Source organism: Streptomyces sp. NPDC003720, from assembly GCF_042875075.1.
GTDB lineage: Bacteria > Actinomycetota > Actinomycetes > Streptomycetales > Streptomycetaceae > Streptomyces.
The window spans coordinates 311,626-333,984 of sequence record NZ_JBIANZ010000002.1 but is presented as its reverse complement, the minus strand read 5'-3'; the positions used below and the strand labels follow the sequence as shown (position 1 = coordinate 333,984).

Annotated in this window: 20 protein-coding genes and 1 pseudogene; 8 read left to right on the top strand and 13 right to left on the bottom strand. The window is 68.8% G+C overall.

Translation table 11 applies throughout. The features are described 5' to 3' along the window. The first annotated feature begins 189 nt into the window (after positions 1-189). Positions 190-2,115: a glycoside hydrolase family 5 protein gene (locus ACFYU0_RS06990; protein WP_389298379.1), complete on the top strand. Its 1,926-nt coding sequence runs from the start codon at positions 190-192 to the stop codon at positions 2,113-2,115. Between the two features lie 357 nt (positions 2,116-2,472). Here the strand turns inward: ACFYU0_RS06990 and ACFYU0_RS06985 are convergent, their stop codons facing one another. Continuing rightward, complete coding sequence (locus ACFYU0_RS06985) at positions 2,473-2,661, bottom strand: hypothetical protein (protein ID WP_351669410.1); 189 nt, start codon at positions 2,659-2,661, stop codon at positions 2,473-2,475. A 304-nt stretch (positions 2,662-2,965) separates the two neighbouring features. Between ACFYU0_RS06985 and ACFYU0_RS06980 the strand changes: the two genes are divergently transcribed. Next, positions 2,966-3,295: a hypothetical protein gene (locus tag ACFYU0_RS06980; protein ID WP_389298377.1), complete on the top strand. Its 330-nt coding sequence runs from the start codon at positions 2,966-2,968 to the stop codon at positions 3,293-3,295. 256 nt (positions 3,296-3,551) lie between these two features. Here ACFYU0_RS06980 and ACFYU0_RS06975 read toward each other — a convergent pair whose 3' ends face one another. Both ACFYU0_RS06975 and ACFYU0_RS06970 read right to left on the bottom strand, forming a co-directional pair. Then, a complete protein-coding gene (locus tag ACFYU0_RS06975; RefSeq protein WP_389298375.1) occupies positions 3,552-4,139 on the bottom strand; it encodes a GNAT family N-acetyltransferase in 588 nt (195 codons plus the stop codon). Positions 4,140-4,279: 140 nt separating this feature from the next. After that, positions 4,280-4,777 carry a suppressor of fused domain protein gene (locus ACFYU0_RS06970; protein ID WP_389298373.1) on the bottom strand — a complete coding sequence of 166 codons (498 nt, stop codon included), beginning with the start codon at positions 4,775-4,777 and terminating at the stop codon, positions 4,280-4,282. A 302-nt stretch (positions 4,778-5,079) separates the two neighbouring features. Here ACFYU0_RS06970 and ACFYU0_RS06965 point away from each other — a divergent pair, with 302 nt between their 5' ends. Together ACFYU0_RS06965 and ACFYU0_RS06960 are read left to right on the top strand one after the other, a co-directional pair. Continuing rightward, positions 5,080-5,910, top strand: a complete 831-nt coding sequence (locus ACFYU0_RS06965) for a DUF6928 family protein (RefSeq protein ID WP_389298372.1) — start codon at positions 5,080-5,082, stop codon at positions 5,908-5,910. Positions 5,911-6,653: 743 nt separating this feature from the next. Beyond that, on the top strand, positions 6,654-8,054 hold the full coding sequence (locus tag ACFYU0_RS06960; protein WP_389298370.1) for an FG-GAP repeat domain-containing protein: 1,401 nt from the start codon (positions 6,654-6,656) through the stop codon (positions 8,052-8,054). Between the two features lie 103 nt (positions 8,055-8,157). Here the strand turns inward: ACFYU0_RS06960 and ACFYU0_RS06955 are convergent, their stop codons facing one another. Further along, positions 8,158-8,523 carry a YybH family protein gene (locus ACFYU0_RS06955; RefSeq protein WP_389298368.1) on the bottom strand — a complete coding sequence of 122 codons (366 nt, stop codon included), beginning with the start codon at positions 8,521-8,523 and terminating at the stop codon, positions 8,158-8,160. Between the two features lie 97 nt (positions 8,524-8,620). Here ACFYU0_RS06955 and ACFYU0_RS06950 point away from each other — a divergent pair, with 97 nt between their 5' ends. The 3 genes from ACFYU0_RS06950 (at position 8,621) to ACFYU0_RS06940 (ending at position 11,296) form a co-directional block, all read left to right on the top strand. Further along, positions 8,621-9,511, top strand: a complete 891-nt coding sequence (locus tag ACFYU0_RS06950) for a LysR family transcriptional regulator (RefSeq protein WP_389298367.1) — start codon at positions 8,621-8,623, stop codon at positions 9,509-9,511. A gap of 334 nt (positions 9,512-9,845) precedes the next feature. Then, positions 9,846-10,601: a DUF6585 family protein gene (locus ACFYU0_RS06945; protein WP_389298365.1), complete on the top strand. Its 756-nt coding sequence runs from the start codon at positions 9,846-9,848 to the stop codon at positions 10,599-10,601. A gap of 455 nt (positions 10,602-11,056) precedes the next feature. Continuing rightward, positions 11,057-11,296, top strand: a complete 240-nt coding sequence (locus ACFYU0_RS06940) for a PAS domain-containing protein (protein ID WP_389298919.1) — start codon at positions 11,057-11,059, stop codon at positions 11,294-11,296. Between the two features lie 144 nt (positions 11,297-11,440). Here the strand turns inward: ACFYU0_RS06940 and ACFYU0_RS06935 are convergent, their stop codons facing one another. Then, complete coding sequence (locus ACFYU0_RS06935; protein ID WP_389298363.1) at positions 11,441-12,871, bottom strand: serine/threonine-protein kinase; 1,431 nt, start codon at positions 12,869-12,871, stop codon at positions 11,441-11,443. A 500-nt stretch (positions 12,872-13,371) separates the two neighbouring features. On the opposite strand from ACFYU0_RS06935, the gene ACFYU0_RS06930 reads away from it, so the two are divergent. After that, positions 13,372-14,100: a DUF2625 domain-containing protein gene (locus tag ACFYU0_RS06930; protein ID WP_389298361.1), complete on the top strand. Its 729-nt coding sequence runs from the start codon at positions 13,372-13,374 to the stop codon at positions 14,098-14,100. 6 nt (positions 14,101-14,106) lie between these two features. Here ACFYU0_RS06930 and ACFYU0_RS06925 read toward each other — a convergent pair. The 8 genes and pseudogenes from ACFYU0_RS06925 to ACFYU0_RS06890 all read right to left on the bottom strand — a co-directional run. After that, positions 14,107-14,276, bottom strand: a pseudogene (locus ACFYU0_RS06925) (transposase); the annotation flags it as partial. A gap of 195 nt (positions 14,277-14,471) precedes the next feature. Beyond that, positions 14,472-15,197 carry an alpha/beta fold hydrolase gene (locus ACFYU0_RS06920; RefSeq protein WP_389298359.1) on the bottom strand — a complete coding sequence of 242 codons (726 nt, stop codon included), beginning with the start codon at positions 15,195-15,197 and terminating at the stop codon, positions 14,472-14,474. 694 nt (positions 15,198-15,891) lie between these two features. Next, positions 15,892-17,706, bottom strand: coding sequence for an FAD-dependent oxidoreductase (locus tag ACFYU0_RS06915; protein ID WP_389298358.1), 1,815 nt, complete (start codon positions 17,704-17,706; stop codon positions 15,892-15,894). Beyond that, the gene (locus tag ACFYU0_RS06910; protein ID WP_351669387.1) at positions 17,706-17,969 is read right to left on the bottom strand and encodes a UBP-type zinc finger domain-containing protein; all 264 of its coding nucleotides are present in this window, start codon (positions 17,967-17,969) and stop codon (positions 17,706-17,708) included. Before ACFYU0_RS06910 ends, ACFYU0_RS06915 begins: the two co-directional genes overlap by 1 nt. Positions 17,970-17,974: 5 nt before the next feature. Continuing rightward, positions 17,975-18,421 carry a thioredoxin gene (gene trxA, locus ACFYU0_RS06905; RefSeq protein ID WP_389298356.1) on the bottom strand — a complete coding sequence of 149 codons (447 nt, stop codon included), beginning with the start codon at positions 18,419-18,421 and terminating at the stop codon, positions 17,975-17,977. Beyond that, positions 18,418-21,057, bottom strand: a complete 2,640-nt coding sequence (gene clpB / locus ACFYU0_RS06900) for an ATP-dependent chaperone ClpB (RefSeq protein ID WP_389298354.1) — start codon at positions 21,055-21,057, stop codon at positions 18,418-18,420. The genes trxA and clpB overlap by 4 nt, the downstream gene beginning before the upstream one ends. Next, positions 21,048-21,422 (bottom strand): chaperone modulator CbpM, encoded by a 375-nt coding sequence (locus ACFYU0_RS06895; RefSeq protein ID WP_389298353.1) that lies wholly within the window; start codon positions 21,420-21,422, stop codon positions 21,048-21,050. Before ACFYU0_RS06895 ends, clpB begins: the two co-directional genes overlap by 10 nt. After that, positions 21,419-22,357 (bottom strand): DnaJ C-terminal domain-containing protein, encoded by a 939-nt coding sequence (locus ACFYU0_RS06890; protein ID WP_389298351.1) that lies wholly within the window; start codon positions 22,355-22,357, stop codon positions 21,419-21,421. Before ACFYU0_RS06890 ends, ACFYU0_RS06895 begins: the two co-directional genes overlap by 4 nt. Positions 22,358-22,359 lie beyond the last annotated feature (2 nt).

Here is a 22,359-nt window from a genome sequence, read left to right as displayed (position 1 = left end):
TTGTTGCCGCTCGAACCGGTGCTGATGCAGTCACCGAGAGGGAAGGCACAGCAAGCGGCCCGAGCTACGTCTGAGCCGCCGCGGTGCGTGGATGGCGCCGCGTGCGTCGGCCGTCTGGACGTTCCCGGCGGGACAGGGCACCGTACAGCCTCGGAGAACGGTTCCCCACACCAACCGAGGGCTGGCCACATGTCGATGGCACCAACTGTCCTGCGTCTGGCCGGAGCGGTCGCCGGCCTCGTGCTCCTGACCGCGCAGACAACGACTGCGTCCGCCGCGCCGCCGCCACGCTCATTAGCCCCGACCACCGCCTCGGCGGCGGCCGAGACCTGGTATCCGCCGCTGTCCACCCGGGGCCGCTACATAGTCGACGCCCGGGGTGACCGTTTCCGGCTGAAGGCGGCCAACTGGGACGGCGCGCAAGGTTCGTGGACGGGCAGCGGCGACATCGGCGATCCCGCAAGCCACCACGCGGGCCAGGACTCCCACGGGATACCGCTCGGTCTCGACCGCGTGCCGCTGGACAGCCTGCTCACCGACTTCCACGACCTGGGCATCAACACCGTCCGGCTGCCGTTCTCCAACGAGATGATCCACAGCACGGCCTCGGTGCCCAACAACGCCGTGACCGCCAACCCCCAGCTGCGCGACAGGACGCCGCTCCAGGTCTACGACGCCGTCGTGGAGGCGCTCAGCCGCAGCGGGTTCGCGGTCATTCTCAACAACCACACCAACACCTCCCGCTGGTGCTGCGGAGTCGACGGCAACGAGCGGTGGAACACCGGCCAGTCCACGCGACAGTGGGCCGACGACTGGGTCTTCATGGCCCGCCGCTACGCCCGGGTTCCGGGGGTGGTGGGCGCCGACTTGTACAACGAGGTCAGACGCAACGTCCTGGACGACCCCAACTGGGGCCTGGGCGACGACCACGACTGGTACGCGGCCGCCCAGCTCGCCGCGGACCGGATCCTCACCGAGGGCGACCCCCGTCTGCTCATCGTCGTCGAGGGCATCAACTGGACCGGCCTGCCCGTGGACGGCCTCCCACACGGACGGCCGCAGCTCACTCCCGTACGCATGCTCTCGCACACCCTCGTGGACGCCCACAAGCTGGTGTACTCGGCCCACTTCTACGGCTACACCGGTCCGCACCACAGCGGCGCCACCGGCATCGGCGAGACGCACGACGCGCGCTACCAGGACATGACCCGCGAGCAGTTGGGCGCGGCGCTGGACGACGAGGCGTTCTTCGTCGAGGAGAGCGGCCGGCACTACACCGCGCCCGTCTGGGTGAGTGAGTTCGGCGTCGGGAGCGGCGAGACGAACCCGGTGGCCCGCACCTGGTTCGGGAACATGACCGACTACCTCGCCGGCCGTGACGCCGACTTCGCGTACTGGCCGCTGGTCGGCTTCGAGGGCCACGACGACTGGGCGCTACTGCGCTACGACGGCGCCGGGCACCGCTCCGGTGTGCTGGACGGCGCCGACTGGCGCGGCACGGCCTGGCGGCATCTCATGTCTGCGCCCAGCACGACCGGACCTGTGGCGTCCGTGCCCGTCTGGCGGATGCTCGCCACCGACCACGGCGACGCAGTGGAGTCGCTGCGCGCACGGGCCACGGGCGACTGGGACCCCGGGGCCCGCAAGGCCGCCTGTCCGGACGGGCTGCGGCTGATCGGCCTGGGCCACACCAGCGGCCGCGGCCTGTGCACCGACGCCGGCACGGCGACTCCGGCCACGGACGCGAGACAGACCGTCGTCACCGACGAGCGGTACGTGCCTGCCGGGGGCGACTGGGCGTCGGGGTACTCCAAGCTGCAGTGCCCGCCAGGCGCGCTCCTGACCGGCTACAGCGTGCGCGGGGAGCGGGTGTCGGCGGCGCTGTGCGCGCCGGGCCGTACCGCGCTCACGGGAGCCGTCCGCACCGTGTGGTTCGACCGGTCCGACAACCGTCCGGGTGGGGCGCCGGGCGGTGACTTCGCCGAGGGCGACTACAAGGGGCAGTGCGCAGCGAACGAGTACGTCGCTGGCATCGCGTTCACCACCCGGTTCGGCAGCCGCCCCGGGCCCGGCGCCCTGCTGTGCGGTGCGGGTGGTGGTGAGCCGGGCGCGTGACAGCGACCACGGGCGTCCCTGCCGCAGCGCTTCGCTCCCTCGCGGCGCGGCATCGTGATGAGCTTGCATAAGGCGCGCGGATTCAGTCCGCTGAACGGGGGCTATCCAAGACGGCTCCGGCGCGGTGATCACTGCTGTTCGACCCCCGTTGCGGCCTCGCCATCGAAGACTTCGCCGCACTCACGGAATGGGCGACCGGCCTGGATTGACTTCACCCCAGTCCGGCAATCGCCCCCGACGCTTTCCTCATGGACATTGCGGGACGGCCCTTAAGGGCCGTCCCGCAATGGCTAGGTTCCCTCCGCCCCCCGCCGCACTTGTGATGCGCGCATGCGTGGTCCCACACTTCGGCGGCACCTATCGCTTCTGCGCTCTGTAGCGCTTCGTGAGGGCAGTGATCCGTGTGTGGTCCGCCTGGCCGTTGAGCTCAGCCACGAGATCGTCAGGACACAACTCGTAGAGATCACCCCACCATCGACGTCCTCGGTTGTCCCAGATCCGGTATCCACCTGGCACACCCCGGGCCACGTAGCGTCTCCTGCTCACAGTCCCCCTGCTCCCGGCCCGTTCGCGTCGTGCTTCAGCGACTCGTCCCCGATGGGTGACCATACGGGGGCTGCGGCCGACCGGCGAAGAGTATGGAGCTGTCGGCCTACGCGCTTTCCAACTGTGGTGGTGGCCTCGGGGCCTCGGACAGGGCCGTTCACCTGCGTTCATCGGCGGCTGGACGGTGGGGGGAGACCATCGTGCGCTCCCCTCTGAACGGCCGTGAACGGCGTTATATGAGCCGGAAATTGAGAGGGATGGCGGGGCCGGGCTCGCTAGCATCTTCCCTGTTGAAGGGGGTGTCATGGCACTAGTCCGCAAGGGATCACGACGGATCGTTGTCGACGGTACGGCCTATCGCTGGCGGCTGCGAGGCAGGCCGACCTACTTCCAGGGGCTGGGCTGGTCGCCGTGCACGTTCGCGGTCGAGCATGCGGTCACCCCGGGCATGACGCTCGTGGTCACCATCGACCGGCCGCATGCGAGCAACTGGATCGGCCGCGAGGCTGAGCCGGTGCTGCCGCCCCGTGTTGCCGCGGCTGTTCGCCTTGCCCTGCGTGAAGGCTGGACACCGAAGGCATCGGGCTCCGCGTTCCACCTCGACCAGTCCGCCGGCTTCACGCCCTCGTCCTGAGCAGTGTGGAGAGTGAGCACTGCCTGGGGAGTTCCATCCGAAGTGCGGCCCGGGCCTGCTCGGCGGGCTCTGGTAAGCCCTCTCGACTCCGACGAAGAGGTGACCAGCTGGGCATCGGTGACCTGGGGCGCGATCCCCCACGATCGGTCGCCCTGGTGCCAGTCCGAACGGTCCTTCAACAGGTCGCCGGTCGTCACATGAGCGCTGTGGCGAGGATGTCCGGTCGCTCGTCACACGATGATCTTGGGCGCCCGAGTCACATGTCCGCAGGCAGTCCCCGGAAATCATCTACGCCGTCACAGGGCCTCGCCCACTCCTCACGGAGCATCCCGAAGAGCACGCTGTCGTAGCGCTTCCCGTCCAGCAACACGGACGACCGGCGGCGACCCTCCTCACGGAAGCCCAGCTTGGTGAAGGCGCGCACAGCACGCTCATTGCCGCTCCAGGTATCCAGCTCCAGCCGGCTGAGGCAATACGCGCCGAACAGGTGGTCCACGAGCAGCCGCAGCGCGTCACTGCCGTGGCCGCGACCCCAGAACTCCCGCTCGCCGATGGTCACTCCCAGCGTGGCCACGCCGGCGTACGGGTCCAGGTCCCGGTAATCGGTCATGCCGATCACGCTTCCGCTCGCCAGGTCCTCGACCGTCAACACGGCCGACTCCCTCGGGTCCAGGCGCAACATGGTCTCGAAGCCGAGACCGATCGCCTCCGCCGTGACCGGGCCGAAAGAAGGGTGGCTGGCCGTAGCCCAGCGCGCCACCTCCGGGTCGTTGCGCCACCGAAGATGCTGCTCCGCATCGTCGGAGTGCAGCGCACGCAGCCTCACCAGTTTTCCTTCGAACATCGCGCCACTGTAATTGATCGCACTATCCCTCAGCCGAGGATGTCCGGCCCGGCCGGCTGGTCCACGTCCGGAAGGTCTGACGTCGGGGTCTCCGGACCTTCCCCACACATTACGAGCGACGACCGCCCGAAACCCGGAGCTCATGCGGCCGATGTCCGGAAGGGATCGGTGGGGATGATCTCTGCCTCGTCGAGGAGCTGCTCCAACGCCTCGTGCCCGTGACGCCTGCGGAACTCGATCTCGGCGGTGGTCACCGGCAAGGTCCACAGAATGCGGGCGTGTCCCCCAGGCAGCGGGCAGTGTTCAAGGTCGGGGCCATGGAGATAGGGCAGGCTGATCAGCAGGTGATCGCAGGTCGAACCCGGCACCCACGGTTCACCGATCGGCATGCTGTGCTCCAGGTCGAGTTGATGCCCTCCGCAGTGGTAGTAGGCAATCATCGCCATAAGCTCGATGAACCGCTGGTCGCGGACGTGAGCGGTCATAACGAACTCAAGTCCGCGACCGTGCCTCTCCATCGAGGCCCAGCACCCGGCGGTCACAAAGGCCCAGCTGTCGCTGCGGGGGCCGGGCTCCACAACGAGAACTCGCAGATCGGGCACTACCTCTCGCCGATCTGACCCGAGGTCGTAGTCCACGACCTCCACGGTGTGCCCCATGAAGAATGCCCGGACGTGTGACTCAACTGCTTCTGCGGCCAGCAGCCTTACATCACTCACCGCGCGATCATCCCAGACTGCGATTGACTGCCCCTGACTCCTACCCAGCGCCATGGGGTGCGGCCCCAGCCGCCGCTACCCGACACCTCAATATGCAGCCTCCACCAGCGTCACAGCCGTGACGGGACAGCCGTTAGGCCGTCTTTCGAAACGCACTGATCTGTCTGGTGGGCCGTCCGGGGAAGTCGCGGCCAGCCATCCAGATGGTGAGGTCACGAGCGATGTCGTTGATGCTGGTCGCCGTGGTGACCTTGTGCTCGTTGCGGACGGTGTCGCGCCCATCGCTGCCTCTCCCCTGCCCCGTTCACCCTGCGGGCAGCATGGCATGGGGAACCGACAGCCTGCCCGGTCATAGCCCATCGCCGATCGCAGTGATCAGGACGGTGGCCTCGAAGCGGACCGGGAGCTTGTCGAACCTGGTGGTGTCATCGCGATCGATAAGGCGACCTACCGGCTCGACATGGCCGCCGCCAAGGGCTACGTGCCCGAGCTGGCCCGGCCTCGAGATCATCGGCGACCAGAGGGTGATGATCGACTTTCCTTCCCAGCTCCCGGAACACCTCGTGGCGGCGAGCATCAGCCGGCGGCTCGTAATGCACGCCATGCACAGCGTCGTGGACTGGCTCGCGTTCGCCATGTGGGAGGACGGCCGACTCGTACGCTCTCTGAGCCTGTCCCCGGACAGCGGCATCATCGAGAACATCGGCGAACCGCTCTCCTTCGAGCTGCCCTACTGGGCTGGAGACCGCCCGGCCGACGTCATTCCCTGGCCGGACGAGGATGAGGACCCGTACCCCCTGCCGTTCCACCCCTTGGAGCTGGGCGAAGACGCACTGCGCGCGCTCTGCGGCTTCGTGCTGGAGGGCCGCCCCGAGCCGGACGACATCGACGCGGACAGCATCCGACTGCACGGCTTCCGACTTCAGGACCCGCACGGCATTGACCCCGCGGTGCGGGAAGCGGCGTTGCAAAGGGCCATGGAAGCCATGGGCCCACCGCGCTTCTTCTCTCTCGGCCCTGACGGCTCACTCATCGAGCGCGGCAGCCTCTGACTCAGGACATCTTCGTCCTGAAGCAACTCGGGACGGTCGCTCTCCTTGCACTGTTGCTCCTTTGACCTGCGCTGATGGTGCACTGGCGTATGGGGGCGTTCACGGTTGTGCGCCGTGGTTGTCACGCAGCTAGCCCCTCAGCCCAGCCACGCACACGGAGCAGGACTCCTAGAGGCCCCGTAGGGTCCAACAGAAGCCGTTCAAGAACCAGCGCGACTTCTTCCTGGCCTGCCATCGCCGCAAGCTGCCTGCCTGCAGCTCTGCGAGGCCACGCCTCCGACTCGGCGTCACGCAGCGCTGCCCCCATTCCGTCTGCCCTTTGTTCCTGGCTCACGCAGCCATGTTGCCTTCCCGTGGGCTGCGTGCCCCCTTCGTTTCCAAGGCCACCACTGGTTACTGCCGGGCCAGCACCCCCCGACCTCAGCACCCCCAGCCCCCTCCCGTCTCCGTCGATCCACACACCGTGGAACAGGGCCTGGCTCATGGCGTCCAGTGGAGCGTGCCACTGGACGAACGACCTCAACGACCAGGGGCCGACAACAAGTCCTCCGCCCTCACCCCAGCTCAACGACTTGAAGTGAAACGGGGAGGTCAATCCCATGGAAACTTCCGGCACCCACCAGGGCAACCAACCGGTGACGTGGCGAGTCGTACTGGACAACATGGAGGGACCTTGATCCTCTCCGTCGTCAAGTCCCTCTTCAATTAACGGAGTTCGTGTGTCCCAGCCCGCAGCACCCGGAATGCGACGTACCCTCGTCGTCGCCCTCGCCCTCTTGTCCGCCACCGCCGTCGCTCCCGCGCCGGCCGCTCATGCCGCGCCCGCGACCATCCGGGTGCGGGAGGACTTCAACGGGGACGGGTACGCGGATCTGGCCGTCGCCGCCTCGTCCGGTACGGTGAGCGGCAAGTCCGGGGCCGGATACGTCGCCGTGCTGTACGGGTCCGCGAGCGGACTCGGCACCCGTGGGAAGCAGGTGTACTCGCAGGCGTCCGCGGGTGTTCCCGGTTCGCCCGAGGTGAACGACCACTTCGGGTCCCGGCTCGACGCAGCCGACCTGGACGGGGACGGGTTCACCGACCTGGTGGTCACGGCCAATTCCGAGAACTGGACACAGGACGGCGTCGATCTGGAGGGCAGCAGGACCGTGCTGTGGGGTGCCCCCGGCGGCTTCGTCTCCGGGACGGTCCTGCGGGCTGCCGGCAGTGACGCGTACCGCGAGAGCGTGTCCGCCATTGGTGACTTCAACGGCGACGGGCACCAGGACCTGGTCCGGCCCGACCGCGTGGAGTACGGCCCCTTCGGACGGGACGGCAGCGCCGCCTCGATCCAGGGGATCAAAGTCGCCGGAAGCTACGACCCCCTCTACGCCGCGGCAGCCGGCGACGTGGACGGCGACGGGATCACCGACCTCGTCGCCGGCGTCAGCGCGATCGCACCGGACGACGAGGAGTACACGCCGTCCCACCTGAACTACCTGCGCGGCAGCCGCGACGGCCTGCTGCCGCCCGTCACCCTGAAGGACGGGAAGGGACGACTCCTCGCGCCCGGCACCCAGGTGGGCCTCGGAGACCTCAACGGCGACCGCCGAGCCGACCTCGTCGTCGGCGGGACCTCGCTCCACATCAACTACGGCACCGCGACCGGCCCGGGCACCACGACCCGGGTGATCGACCAGGACACCCCCGGTGTTCCCGGCACCCAGGAGGAAGACGACAGCTTCGGCTCCGCGCTCTCCATCGGGGACGTCGACGGCGACGGGTACGGGGACATCCTGGCAGGCAATGGGCAGGAGGCCGTCGGCACGCAGGCCTGGGCGGGCAGCTTCGCCGTGGTCCCGGGCGGCCCGCAGGGGCCGACCGGTGCCGGCACCAAGGTCTTCAGCCAGAACACCGCGAACGTCCCCGGCACCGCCGAATCCGTCGACCTATTCGGCCGTGGCGTCCACCTCGTCGACGGTGACAGCGACGGCCGGGCGGAGCCCGTCGTGGCAGCGCCCGGGGAGAACCACGGCGTCGGTGCCGTGTGGGTGTTCCGTACCACCTCATCGGGGGCCACAGCCGCGGGTTCCTTCTCCTTCGGCCCGGCAACGCTCGGCATGGTCGCGAACGTCGGCGACTCGCTGGGCCAGTTCCCCAGCTGAACGGAGTCAGCCACGTGGACAGACCACGAAGGAACTGGCGCACGGGACTCGTCGTCGCCCTGCCCGCAACCGTGGCCGGTGTCGCCTACACGGGGGGAGGCACTCAACGGGTGGGCGGCGTGAACTCGGGCTGATCGAGCAGACGCAGCCAGCTTCCGTCCGGCTGACGCCGGACGACCTGTGCCCGGGCGCCGGCCCCGTCCTTCGGCGGGGTCGAGGTGAGGGCGATGTCGCCGCTGATCAGCGTCGGCAGCGGTTGTTCCCGCTCAAAGTGGGGACGGTCGGCCAGCACCTTCTCCCACAGCATACGGATCGCCTCCCGGCCCACCGTCCGGTCGCCGGGCGGAAAGGCCATCACTGCATCCTCTTCGTAGAGTGCGGCGACCCCGGCCGCGTCACCGGCATTGGATCGTTCGACGAACAATCGGGTGATGTCTTCGGGGCGCATGGCCTTCTCATACTCCGGCATGGATTCCTCCTGACGTCGGGCTTCGGCCTTACCAGCGTCGCCTCCTCCTGATCAGAAGTCCAACAGATGGATCTTCTGCCAGCTACAATCTGCAGTCATGGATCTCAGGCAGCTGGAATACTTCGTCGCGGTCGCCGAGGAACAGAACTTCACCCGGGCGGCCGAACGGGTCCACATCAGCCAGTCCGGCGTCAGCGCCCAGATCCGCCAGCTGGAACGGGAACTCGGCGCCGAGCTGTTCGACCGGTCGGCCCGCACCGTCACCCTCACGGTCGCGGGAAAGGCCGCGCTCGAACACGCCCGCTCCGCGCTCGCCGCCGCTGGGGCGGTCGGCCAGGCGGTGGGCGAGGTGACCAACCTGATCCGCGGTCGGCTCACCGTCGGAATGGTCGTCGGCTGCACCCTCACCCCGCTGTTCGACGCCCTCGCCGCGTTTCACCAAGCGCATCCCGGCGTGGAGATCTCACTGGTGGAGGACAGCTCCGACCGGCTCATCGAGAAGGTGCGCGCCAGCACGATCGACCTGGCACTCATCGGGACCGCAACCGCCACCCCCGACGGGCTGGACGCGCTGACCCTAATCAGCGAGCGGCTCGTCGCGGCAGTCCCGGCCGGTCACCCCCTGGCGCAACAGCGACGGGTCGCCTTGCGTGACCTGGTTGCACACCCGATCGTGTGCATGCCGCGCGGCACCGGCATACGCACGGTATTCGACCGTGCCTGCGCCGCACAGAGCCTCCAACCCATGATCGCACTTCAAGCCAGCGCCGCCGATGCCATTGCCGATCTCGCCGCCCGCGGGCTCGCCGTAGCCATCCTCAGCGACTCCATGGCCGCGCGCTACCGTGACCGGATCACCGCCCGCATCATCGATGACGTCGATAAACCCGCAGTGCTCGCCCTGATCTGGAAGAGCGCGCACAGCCCCGGGGTACGTGAGCTGCTCGCGTTCAGCCGGCAGGAATTCATCAAGCCCGACCCTACGTAACAGGACGTAACGGGACGCCTTGAAAGATCCACTCAGACCGTACTTGGTCGCCGGGTGAAGTGAACCGCGGCTTCACCGTGAGCCCACAGGTCCACCCCGTCACATCGGGGCGTCAGACCCTGGGACTCCCGCTGAAGCGCCTTCAGTTTTCGCGACCTCACGGGGGGTCAGGCGGTTGAGCAAAATCTATGTCAGATCGTGTTGCGAAAGCTGGCTTTTCGTCGGCGTGCCGGTTCCGGTGGCCGCCAAGCCCCCCCCCCGACGCGTACCGCTGTCGGGTCCGACCGCACAATGGTCATTGCATTTCTGAACCACCAAGTATGGAGCACAACTCATGGCGAAATCCCCTGCTCAGCAAGACTCCGGGCAGACATCAGCTCCCCAGGCGGCACCTCTGGGGACCGAAGGGCTCGGACAACTGCGTGAGACGTTCCTGCCCAAGCGTGTCGGCCCTGTGCGGGTCGCTGCCCTTCTGCTCATGGGGACCGTTTCCCTGATCCTTCCTCCCCTGGGCGCTTACTTCCTCTGGATGGCTGCCCAGACGCCCAATCTCTCGCGCAAGCAGGCTGCTCGCCGACTGCACCTCTTCGAACACGGCCTGGCCGAGGTGGGGAAAAGCGGCGAAGTATCCGTTTTCCGCTGGGACACGATGACGGTGCTTCAGGAGATCACCGAGCGGTACGCAAACGGCATATATGTCGGCACCACCTACGTCTACACGCTCTGTCGCGCGGACGGTACGACGCTCAAGGTGACCGGCTTCTACGACCAGCCCGAGCGCTGGGGCCCGGCGTTGCAGCAGGAGATCACCCGCGCACAGCTCCCCGGACTGCTCGCCAGGCTGGAGCAGGGCGGGACCCTGACCTACGGGGAGCTCTCGGTCAGCCTCGGCGGTGTGGCCACCTCAAAGAACAGCCTGACGTGGCCGCAGATCGAGAAGGCCGAGCTCTCACAGGGAGTGCTGGTGCTGCGCAAGGCCGGCAAGAAACTGCCCTGGGCAAAGATGCCGGTCAAAAAGATCCCGAATCTCTTCCTCTTCCTCGCCCTTGTGGAGCAGCTCCGATACGGCGGGCCGGGCCACGACGCCTGACCACCGGAGCGCGGTCAAGGGCAACGCATGGAGGGGCAGTCGCAGATGTGCGGGGAACCACGGCAAGCCCCTCACAAACAGGCAGGTTGCCGTCTCACCAGGTCAACCGCCATCCGCATCCACGATCTCCCGAACCAGTGCTACAGGGTGACACCCACTGCTGCCGTGTGGCTGTGAAACCGGCCGACGACAGCGCCAGGAGTGAGGATGATCGGCTCATGCATATGCGACGAGAGGCCCGCTGGATCCTGTGGGGCCTGTGGCTTGCCTGTCTGGGGTTCTCCATATGGATCTTCGTGGAGGTGATCAGATTGTTCTTGCAGGCCGAATCATGGTGACCCCTACACAAGCCCCTAGCTAGGACCGGGCATGCGGATGTGAAGCCGTGGACTGCGGGCCGCACTTCCGGGGCGCTGCGCGAGCACACCGAGCGGATCCAGCCGGGCCCTTCGTAGATCGAGGAGCGAGCCACTGGCAGGGAATGGTGTGAAACCCGACATCGACTCCCCCGGGGGTTCGCCGCCCTTCCGAGCCGGTGCCTGGCGCTCGGCACGGACCTGGTAGTCGCCGATGCCAACGCGGCCTTCTACGCGGTGACCGGGCGGACCTGGGATGAGCTGGTCGGTCAGTACCTTTTCGACACCTTCCCCCAGCAATCCCGCCAACCCGGAAGTCGAGGGGGGTGGCAACGCTGAAGGACTCACTGCACCGTGTTCGGGGGGGGCATCCCCGTGGACCCGCCAGGTGGCTTGGGCCGTGGCCTTGGGCAGAGTGAGGGACTACAGGCCCTCCACCACCCCTCCTCACTCGGCACAGCAAAACGGCCCTCCCACCCGTCGCTACTGGCGCCGTTTGCCTCGGCTTCTGCCCTTGTCCAGCTTTTCCTTCTGTGCTTTCGGCCCACGCTTGGCTACGTTCTCACCGCTGGATCCGGAAGCCTCGTCCCTGTCCCTGGTCCCCTTTTCGGCGTGGTGGTGGGCTCTGTTGCCAGCCGGCTGCGGCAGCCGACCCGAGGGGGGCGCCGCCGAAGTCCGCATCACGTGCTCGGCCGCTACGGAGACTGTAGGCCTCGACTTCCCCGTTCGGGCAGGCGTGGCAGCCCCGCGCGCGACGGACGCGGCTACGGCGACTGCGGGCACCGGCTTTCCTGTCCGAGCAGGGTCGGTGGCCCTGTTCGCATGCCTGTGGTCTCTGCTGCCGGCGGACGCCGAGGCCTTCTGAAGGGTGGAGGGGATCGCTGACGACTCATGCTCGGTAGGACCCTCGGAGCCCCAGGTCAGCGCAGTCATCCCGAGCACTGTCGCGGTGACCAGCGCTCCGGCCGCGGCGAGCGTCCTCCTGTGACGTGGGGAAGCCGATCGGCTCCCTGCGCGAAGGGTGCCGCAGTCGGGCTGTAGGTCGTCTGACAGGCCGCCTGCTGTCGTCGCAGCGCTGGCAGCTTCTGCCCGGCGCTGCAATCTCGACAGGGCTGCCGCGCAAGTCTGCGCATCAGGCCGGTCCGCTGCCTCGATCGCGGTCATGGCGCCCAGGAGCTCGCGTAGTTCCGCCGGCAGCCGCCTGGGTATCCGCGGCGGCCGATGCAGCCGGGCGACCGCGGACTCCAGCGGGGCGCCCTCGTATTCCAGGCGTCCCGTCAGGCACTCCAGGAGTACGAGACCGAGAGCGTAGACGTCGGCTTTCTGTTCGACGCGACGGCCGGTGACCTGCTCGGGGGCCATGTATGCGGCGGTTCCCACGAGGGCGCCGTCCTGCGTGGACGCGGTGGCGTCGAGCGCCCGGGAGATGCCGAAGTCGGTGAGGTAGGGCCGGTTCTGCGCGTCCAAGAGGATGTTGGACGGTTTGACGTCCCGGTGCAGGACTCCAGCCCGGTGTACGTGTCCGAGGGCCTCGGCCAGCCGGATCCCGAGCTCGACCAGAGCGGGAACGGTCATGGTCGATTCGGTGATGTGCCTGCGTAGGGTGCTGCCTTCGACGAGTTGCATCACGAGGAAGGCCTGCCCGTCGTGGCGGCCGACGTCGAAGACGGTGACCAGTCCCGGATGGTGCAGGCGGGCCAGTACGAGGGCTTCGTCCTCGAACCGGTCCTTCAGGCCCGTGCCGGTGCCCGACCGGAAGACCTTGACCGCCACCGGACGGCTGAGCCGTAGGTCCGTACCGCGGTAGACGTCCGCGGCACCGCCGGCCCCCAGATGTTCCCCCAGCTCGTACCGACCTCCGAGCCTGGGTGCCTGCGAGGGCTCAGGGATCGGGGTATCCACAGGGGCTGTCATTGTTCTCCCAGGGGCGCAGCATGAGTTGCCGTATCGCAAACGTTGTTGTCAGCGCAGGTACCCTAGAACTGCGCTTCCTACCTGGCGAAAGCAGTTGACTTGCCGGGCCGCACCGCTGCTCCCGCCGTGGCGACGACGCTGACGGCTCCCGATACTGTCCGGCGTGGAAGTCACCTCTGGCGGCCGCCGCACACGCCGCCGCGCACGCGAGAGCAGCCACCCGCCAGGACGAGGCCGAACACCGACGTAAGCCAGGGTCCACGGATCGGACTGCGCCAAAACTCCGGCCGGAACCGACCCGGCGGCGCAGGCAGTCGCCCGACCCGCCGAGCCAACGCACGGCTCCGTGCACCGCCCGCCGCCACGGCAGCGGCCACGGCCCCCCTCCAGGAATTCGGGACTGCGCCCTTCCGTGAGTCTGAGAGATCATCTCGTTTGGTGGATCGAAGTCAAGGTGCCCCGGCGAACTGCGTCTTCAGTGCTGGTGCGACGATGCGGGGATGCGCGAGGCCGATGAGCTGCTCAACGTCGATGATCCAGCCTGGCCGCTCCTTCTCCAGGAGCTGTCCGGCACTGACGTACCAGTCGAGGTGCTGCCCGGCGATGCCGAGACAGGCCGTGCCTCGCTGTTGCAGCTCCAGGTCTCGGCCCGGTCGAATCTGGGCGGGATTGTCGTGAATAGCGGCGGTCTGCTGGTGGACAGCGGCTGGTTGCGGATCTTCGGAAGCCCGGGTGACGCCCACGCCGAGAGGCTGCCGGGCCTGGCGGAGATCAACGCGATGCCCTCGACCTTCGATCCGGCCTGGCGGCCAGGGGCGGGACTCGTGGTTGCGCACGATGTGCTGGGTGGGGTGTTCGCCCTCAACGGGGGAAACCCCCGTGAGGCCGGCCGGCCCGGCGAGCCGGGCGAAATCCTCTACTTCGCCCCCGATTCCCTTGGCTGGGAGGCGCTGGGCGCCGGGCACTCGGCCTGGCTGTCCTGGATTCTCTCCGGAGGGCTCCAGGAGTTCTACGGGGGCCTGCGGTGGGACGGCTGGCGCAGCGAGGTGTCCGTGCTGAACGGCCGGCAGGGATTGTCGTTCTTCCCGCCGTTGTGGTCGGCCGAGGCCCGCCAGGACCTGCTGGCGACCAGTCGCCGTGCGGTGCCCATGGCGGAACTCCTGGGGCTGAGCCGCGACTCGTGCCTGCAGCTCGATGGCGTCGACCCGGGGTTCCTCGGAGTCGCATGAACCGGCTCACGCAGCCGGACGCCGGTAGCAGACGAGCGCGGCAGCGATGCCGGCGAAGGCGAGGAATGTTCGGCCATGCACTCGTAGCGGCGGTGCAGACGGCGGCACCCGGCAAGCGAGGCCACCGTGCGTTCCACGGTCCATCGGTGACGGCCCAGGCGCTGGGAGGACTCGATTGGCACGGCGCCGCTCGCTGCCCCGACGCTCACGCAGTGCGGACCCCGACGGGCCCGCCAGGCAGGAGCCAACTCCTCGAACCGCCGAGATGTGCACGGGAGATGCCGGTGAAGACAGGATGGGACAAGGCCGCACGGGCCCACTTGGTACTCACACCCGAAGAACCCGTGCGGGTGTCTCCACGTCACGGCCTGTCACTGTGCGTCCTTGGTCGGCGGGCATGGGCGGCGTTCCTGCTCCGTCAGCAGGAACGCTGAAATCGCTTCCAAGAACGCCTCCGGCGCCGCGCGGTGGATCAGGTGGCCAACCGGGATGGTGACCGTTTGCCCGCCGGGGATACGCCGGGCCAGCTCGGCGATACCGTCCTGGGGCACATGGCTGCGTGGGCCGCCGGCCACCACCAGGGTCTCGGCGGTGATTTCGCTGAGTCGCTCCAGCCACCCGGGGTCAGGCATGTCGATTTGGCGCCTGATGGCCAGCACCATCTCCCAGTCGAAGGTCAGGTCCCCGTCCGGCCTGGTCGGGGTGGTCTGCTTCCGGGGGCGCGGGATCGGAACGTCCTCCAGGACGAGCCGGCTCACCCGCTGCGGGTGGTCCTCCGCGAGCATGTAGGCCACGATCCCGCCCATGGAGTGCCCAATGAGTTCCACTTGGCCAAGCCCCAGCGTGTCGAGGAACCGAAGCACGTCGGCCAGCATGAGTTCGAGCGAGTAGTCCCCCGGCCAGTCGCTTCGGCCATGACCGCGAAGATCGAGGGCGTACACCCGTCGGCTGCGGGCGAGGACGGGCACCACCGTCTCCCAGTCGGTGGCATCCTCGCCCAGCGCGTGCAACAGGACGAGCGGCGGAACATCCGACGGACCCGACACCTGATAGGCCAGCCGGACCCCTCCCACGTCAACCGAGCGTTGATCAACCATGTTCCGGACGATATGCGGAACAGTCCTGCCGGAGTCCGACGTTCACCAACGGCCGAAAAACACCAACCACGGTGAGACCTCGGGGGACTGAGCCGCACGGCCCGGCCCCCGGTGCCATGTCCACCAGGGGCCCCATCACGCGCCCGCCGCGCAGGTGCGGGCCGAGTACGCCGAGCGCGTCGTCCACCCGCCCCGCCCGAACCAGCGCCTCGGCGTAGTCCCGCCACGCTTCGACCAGGTTCTCCTGCGGACCCTTCGGGTGTGCCAGCTCCAGCGCCTGGTCGACGCGGCCCCACCGCAACAGGACGTCGGCACCCGCCCGCAACGCCGGCTGCCAATCAGTAGCCGCGAACGACTCGTCCGAACTCCCCCACCGCGCACGACCCCCGCACCGCACCCGCAGCACAGAACCAATCCCCACGCTCCCGTGCCGCCTCCACCAGGGCCTCCAGGCCGCCGCGTTCGAGGATCTCGTCCACGCGCTCCGGAGTGGTTAGGCGCCACCGTCACCCCGCTGCTCGCCGCTGGCCAGCTCGCTGCTGGACGCTGCTCGGCATCAGCGCCTACGCCGCCACCGGTGGCCACCCACGCAACTCGACACGCAGCCCAAGGCATGTAGCGTCCGCGGAGTGTCCACCCGGCAGCGCGCCACCGCCGTGGCGCCGGACGGGCGCCATGCGTCACGCGTCATGCGTCATGCGAGCCATGCGGACTCCTTGTGACGTATCCGTGGGGAGACGTCCGAGTGGCCCGCGACAGCGGACGTGCCCGTGGTGCCGGGTACGGCCGAGTGCCCCAGGTGCCGGTGCACGAAGTGGATGGCCATCGCGCCCTCACCGGCCGCGGAGGCCACCCGCTTCACCGAGCCGCTACGGACGTCCCCTACCGCGAAGACCCCGGGCAGGCTGGTCTCCAGGGTCATGCACGAGCGCCCACGGCCGTGCCACACCTCGGGGTGGGCGCAGGCTTCCTGGGCCTCCGGCCCGGTGAGGACGAAGCCGCGGGAGTCGAGAGCGATGGTGCCGGCGAGCCACTCGGTGTGAGGTTCGGCGCCGGTGAAGACGAACAGGCTCCGTACCGCGAGCCGGCGGTGCCCGCCCGTGCGGTTGTCGACCACGTCGAGCTCCTCCAGCACTTCCTGGCCGATGACCTCGGTGACCTCGGTGTGCAGCATGACCTCCACCCGCGGGTGGCGCTCGACCTGGTCGATCAGGTAGCGGGACATGTTGGCCTCGAGGCTGGCTCCTCGGACCAGCAGGTGGACCTTCGGCGCGTACCCGGCGAGGAACAGCACCGCCTGGCCCGCGGAGTTGCCTCCGCCGACGACGGCCACCGGATCGGCGCCGCACTGCTGGGCCTCGTAGACGGTCGCCGAGTAGTGCACGCTCGTTCCCTCCAGGCGTTCGATGCCGGGCACCTGGAGCCGGCGGTAGCGAGCGCCCATGGCCAGGACGACCGCACGGGCAGCGATCTCGCCGCCGTCGGCGAACGCCACGACGTAGTGGTCGTCGTCCTTGCGATGCAGACCGGTCGCCTCCAGTGGAAGGCTGATCCCGGCGCCGAACTTCTCAGCCTGGAGCACAGCGCGTTCGGTGAGTTCGGCACCGGAGATGCCGGAGGGGAAGCCGAGCAGATTCTCGATGCGGGACGACGTGCCGGCCTGGCCTCCGGTGGCCATCGCCTCCGCCACCGTGGTGCTCAGGCCCTCGGAGGCGGCGTACACCGCGGCGGCGAGGCCGGCGGGTCCGGAGCCCACGATGAGGACGTCGCCGTGTCGGTTTCCGGCGGGCAGTGACGGCAGGCCGATGAGCCGGGCCAGTTCCGCGTTGTTGGGATTGCGCAACAGGGTGGTGTCCCGCCAGATGACGAGTGGTGTCTCCGCCGGGCCGACGCCGAAGCGGCGCAGCAGCTCCTCGGCCTCCTCGTCGGTCTCCAGGTCGATCCAGCGGTGCGGCAGCCGGTTGCGGACGGCGAACTCGCGCAGCCGTCTGGTGTCGGGCGAGTAGCGCGAGCCGATGATGCGGAAGCCGGCGCCCTGGCCGACGAGCAGTGCGCGACGGCACAGACAGGCGCGCAGCACAATGTCCCCGATGGCGGAGTCCTGGGACACCAGGTGGCGCAACTGGTCCAAGGAGACGACGAGGACCTCGCCCGGGTCCCTGGCGACAGCGGTGTAGAAGGCCACTTGTCCGTACAGCAGGCCGAGTTCGCCGATGAAGCGACCGGGGCCGTGCACGCGCAGCACGTGCTCCTCGGGAGTGCCGTGGTCCTCGACGACGGCGACGGTACCGCTGAGGACGACGAAGAACGTCTCGCAGCGCTCCCCCTCCCGGATCAGCACGTCGTTCGGAGCCATGGTCCGGCGTTGCCCGTGCTCCGCCAGACGTGCTATCTGGTCCTCCGTGAGGCGCGGGTACGCGCCGTTGATGTCCGGGGTCTCCCGGAAGGCGGCCTCGTCCGCTTTCTCCGGCACCGGTTCTTCGCCCGGCAGCGACTGGTCGCCGGGCATCAGACGAACGCCTCGTGAACGAAGCACCAGCGCCATTCCTCGCCGGGCTGGAACGACTGCACGACCGGATGGGCGACGGCAGCCGCGTGCTTGCGCGCGTGCTTGTTCGGCGAGGAGTCGCAGCAGCCGACGTGCCCGCAGGTCAGGCAGAGCCTCAGGTGGACCCACGGGGCGCCGATCATCAGACACTCCTGACACCCTTCTGGGGTCAGCGGCTGGACCGGCCGGACAAGCGCGAGGTGGGGGTCTGCATGCAGGGTCATCCGGATCACCCTTTCCGGGCGGTGATCGACTGTTCCACCCAGTGGCGCAGAGCGGGGGCGGGCGCCGCCCCCGCCTGCCGGGCGACTGTCTCGCCCTGGTCGAGGATCAACAGTGTCGGTACGGCCTGGACCTCGAAACGCTGCGACAGCCGCGGGTTCTTGTCGACGTCGACCTTGACGAGTTTGATCCGGCCGGCGAGATCGGTGGCGACCTTCTCCAGTGCGGGGCTGACCATGCGGCAGGGGCCGCACCAGGTGGCCCACAGATCAACCACGACGGGGATGTCGGCCCGCTCGGCGACCTCGGTGAAGTCGTCGTCGCCCGCGTCCACCATCCACGGTAGGTGCTGCTTGCAGTGGCCGCACTTAGGGCGGCCCTCCGCGGCCACGGGCACCCGGTTGGTGCGCCCGCAGTGGGGACATTTGACGGTCGTCGCCTGCATCGTGCTCATGCCGCCTGCGCTCCCTTCACGTCCTCGGGCTGGTCGTAGGTGACCACCAGCTCTCCGTGTTCGGCGTCGACGCGGACCGTCGCGCCGTCCTGGACGTCACCGCGCAGAAGGGCGCGCCCGATCATCGTCTCGACCTCGTGGGAGATGTAGCGGCGCAGCGGCCGGGCCCCGTACACCGGGTCGTAGCCCTGGTGGGCGATCAACTCACGCGCCGCTTGAGTGAGTTCAACGGCTATGCGCCGTTCGGCGAGTCGGCGGCGCAGCTCGTCGAACTGCAGCTCCACGATCCGCTCGATCTGCCGCTCACCGAGCGGCCTGAACAGCACGATGTCGTCGACGCGGTTGAGGAACTCCGGGCGGAAGTGCCCGCGCAGCTCGCCCATCACCAGGGCGCGGGCGTCCGGTTTGATCTCGCCCTCGGCGGTGGCGCCGTCGAGGAGGTGCTCGGAGCCGATGTTGGACGTCATGATGATCACGGTGTTGCGGAAGTCGACGGTGCGGCCCTGGGAGTCGGTGATGCGGCCGTCGTCGAGGACCTGCAGCAGGGTGTTGAAGACATCGGTGTGCGCCTTCTCGATCTCGTCGAACAGCACGACCGAGTACGGCTTGCGGCGTACGGCCTCGGTGAGCTGGCCCCCTTCCTCATAGCCGACGTATCCGGGTGGCGCGCCCATGAGCCGGCTGACGGTGTGCCGCTCCTGGTACTCACTCATGTCGAGGCGAACCATGTTCTCCTCGGAGTCGAACAGGGCCGCCGCAAGGGTCTTGGCCAGCTCGGTCTTCCCCACGCCGGTGGGACCGAGGAAGATGAACGAGCCGATGGGGCGGCGCGGGTCGCGGATGCCGGAGCGAGCACGGATGATGGCGTCGGCGACGAGTTTGACGGCCTCGTCCTGGCCGATGACGCGCTCGCGCAGGATCTCGTCGAGGCGCAGCAGTTTCTCGCGTTCGCCCTCCTGGAGACGGGCGACGGGGACGCCGGTCCAGGCTGCGACGATCTCGGCTATCTCCTCCTCGGTGACGACCTCGCGCAGCAGCCGGTTCTGCCCTTGTTTGGCGGCCAGTTGTTCCTCCTCGGCCTTCAGCCGACGCTCCAGGTCCTGGAGGCGGCCGTAGCGGAGTTCGGCGGCGCGGTTGAGGTCGTAGGCGCGTTCGGCCTCCTCCGCCTCGAGGCGGACCTGCTCCAGTTCCTGGCGCAGTTCCTGTACGCGGCGGATGGCCTGCCGTTCGGCCTCCCACTGGGCGCGTTTGGCGTCGGCCTCGCCGCGCAGGTCGGCCAGTTCCTTGCGCAGTTCCTCCAAGCGGTTCTTGCTGGCGGCGTCGGTCTCCTTGGACAGGGCCGCCTCCTCGATCTCCAGGCGGGTGACGCGGCGGGTGATCTCGTCGAGTTCGGCGGGCATCGAGTCGATCTCGGTACGCAGCCGGGCGCACGCCTCGTCGACGAGGTCGATGGCCTTGTCGGGCAGGAACCGGTCGGTGATGTAGCGGTGGCTGAGGGTGGCCGCGGAGACCAGCGCGGTGTCCTGGATCTTCACGCCGTGGAAGACCTCGAGGCGTTCGCGCAGTCCGCGGAGGATGGAGATGGTGTCCTCCACGCTCGGCTCGTCGACCAGCACCTGCTGGAAGCGGCGTTCGAGGGCGGCGTCCTTCTCGATGTGCTTGCGGAACTCGTCGAGGGTGGTGGCGCCGATCATGTGAAGTTCGCCGCGGGCGAGCATCGGCTTGAGCATGTTGCCCGCGTCCATGGCCCCTTCGGCGGCACCCGCGCCCACGACGGTGTGGAGTTCGTCGACGAAGAGCAGGATGCGCCCCTGGGCGGCCTTCACCTCGGACAGCACGGCCTTGAGGCGTTCCTCGAACTCGCCGCGGTACTTCGCGCCGGCGACCAGGGAGCCCATGTCGAGGGCGAACACCGTCTTGTCGCGGAGGCCCTCGGGAACGTCGCCGCGAACGATGCGCTGGGCCAGGCCCTCGACGATGGCGGTCTTACCGACGCCGGGATCGCCGATGAGGACGGGGTTGTTCTTGGTCTTGCGGCTGAGGATTTGGGTCACGCGGCGGATCTCCGCGTCACGGCCGATGACCGGGTCCAGCCGCCCGGACCGAGCCTCCAGGACGAGGTCCCGGCCGTACTTCTCCAGAGCCTCATAGGCCACTTCAGGGTTGGCGGAGGTGACGCGCTGGTTGCCGCGGACCTGGGTGAGCGCGCTCAGGAACGAATCCCGGGTCACGCCGTGCTCCTTGAGCAGGCGTCCGGCGGCGGTCGCCGAGCCCTCCTCGGCCAGGGCGAGCAGGAGGTGCTCCACGGACACGTACTCGTCCTTGAGGCGTTTGGCCTCTCGCTCGGCAGCGTCGAGCAGGCGGGACAGGCGCTGGGTGACGAAGACCTGACCGGGTGCCGCGCCTGGACCGGTGACCTTCGGGCGGCGGGAGAGTTCCTCGCGCACGGCCGCGCGCAGCTCCTTCGGCTCGGTGCCGGCCTGTTGCAGCAGCCGTGGGATCAGACCGTCCTCCTGATCGAGAAGCGCGAGCAGCAGGTGTTCCCCGTCGACCTCGGTCTGCCCCATGCCGACGGCCGCGCTCTGGGCCTCCTGGAGGGCTTCCTGGGACTTCTGGGTGAGACGGTTCATGTCCATGGGGGTGTTTCACTCCTCGTACCGGCGCGGCGCAGGGCGGCTTCGAGCATGCTGATGCGGTCCAGCAGGTCGAGCACCAGGCCGATGGATGCGTAGTTGAGGCACAGCCCGGTGCGCAGCCGCTGGACACGGGCGAGGGCGGCCGGTGCCGTGGGTTCGAACACCAGCCCTCCGGAGCCGTCGCGCTCGGCCTCGACCAGGCCCAGAGCGACGAACCGACGTATGAGGTCGGGATGGACCCCGGAGAGGCGGGCCACGGTCTGCAGAGAGAGCCTGGGCACCGGCACGATCGCGTACCGGACGCGTGCCGACGCGGGAGCCGTCAGTCGAGACGCCTGGCGCGCCTCGGCGCGTGGGTCACTCATCGTGTCCTCCTGGGGTCGAACGAGGAGACGGCGGCGAGCTCCTCGAAGAGTGCGCGCTCCCGGTCGCCGAGCTTGGGCGGCACCATGATCCGGAGTTCGGCGTAGAGGTTGCCGTTCGTGCCGCGCGGGTTCGGCATGCCCTCACCGCGCAGCCGCAGCCGCCGGCCGCTGGACGAGCCGGCGGGCACGTTCACCTTCGCCGTCTCACCGCCCGGTGTGGGCACCGGAACCGTCGCACCCAGCGCGGCCTCCCAGGGGGTGACCGGAAGCTGCACATACACGTCCCGGCCGTCGAGGCGGAACTGGGGGTGCGGTTGGATCCGCACCCGCAGGTACAGGTCCCCGGCGGGGGCGTCACCGTTGCCGCGGCCGCCCTCGCCCGCCAGCCGGATACGCTGCCCGTCGGTGACACCCGGTGGCACGTCGACCTCGTACCGCCGCGGCTGCCCTGTGGGATCGGCGAGCGTGACGGTGCGACGGCCTCCCCGGTAGGCCTCCTCGAGGGTGAGCGGTAGTTCGGCCTCCTGGTCGGCTCCGGGGACACGCACCCGTCCTGCGCCCCCGAAGAACGAGCCGAACAGGTCGTCGACGTCGACGCCCTCCGCGCCGAAGCCGCTGGTGGCGTACCTGACCCGGGGGCCGTCCCCGGTGGACCAACGGAAGCCGCCGCCGGGCCCCGCACCGGCACCGACCCGCTCCTCCCAGTCCTCTGGAACCTTCCGGAAGTCCTCGCCGAAGCGGTCGTAACGGGCCCGCTGGTCGGGGTCGGACAGGACACTGAAGGCCTCATTGATCTCCTTGAACCGCTCCTCCGCCGCGGGGTCCTTGTTGACGTCTGGGTGGTACTTGCGGGCCAGCTTGCGATACGCCCGCTGGATCTCATCCTTGTCGGCGTCTCGCGGGACCCCGAGAACCTCGTAGAAGTCGCGTGCCATGG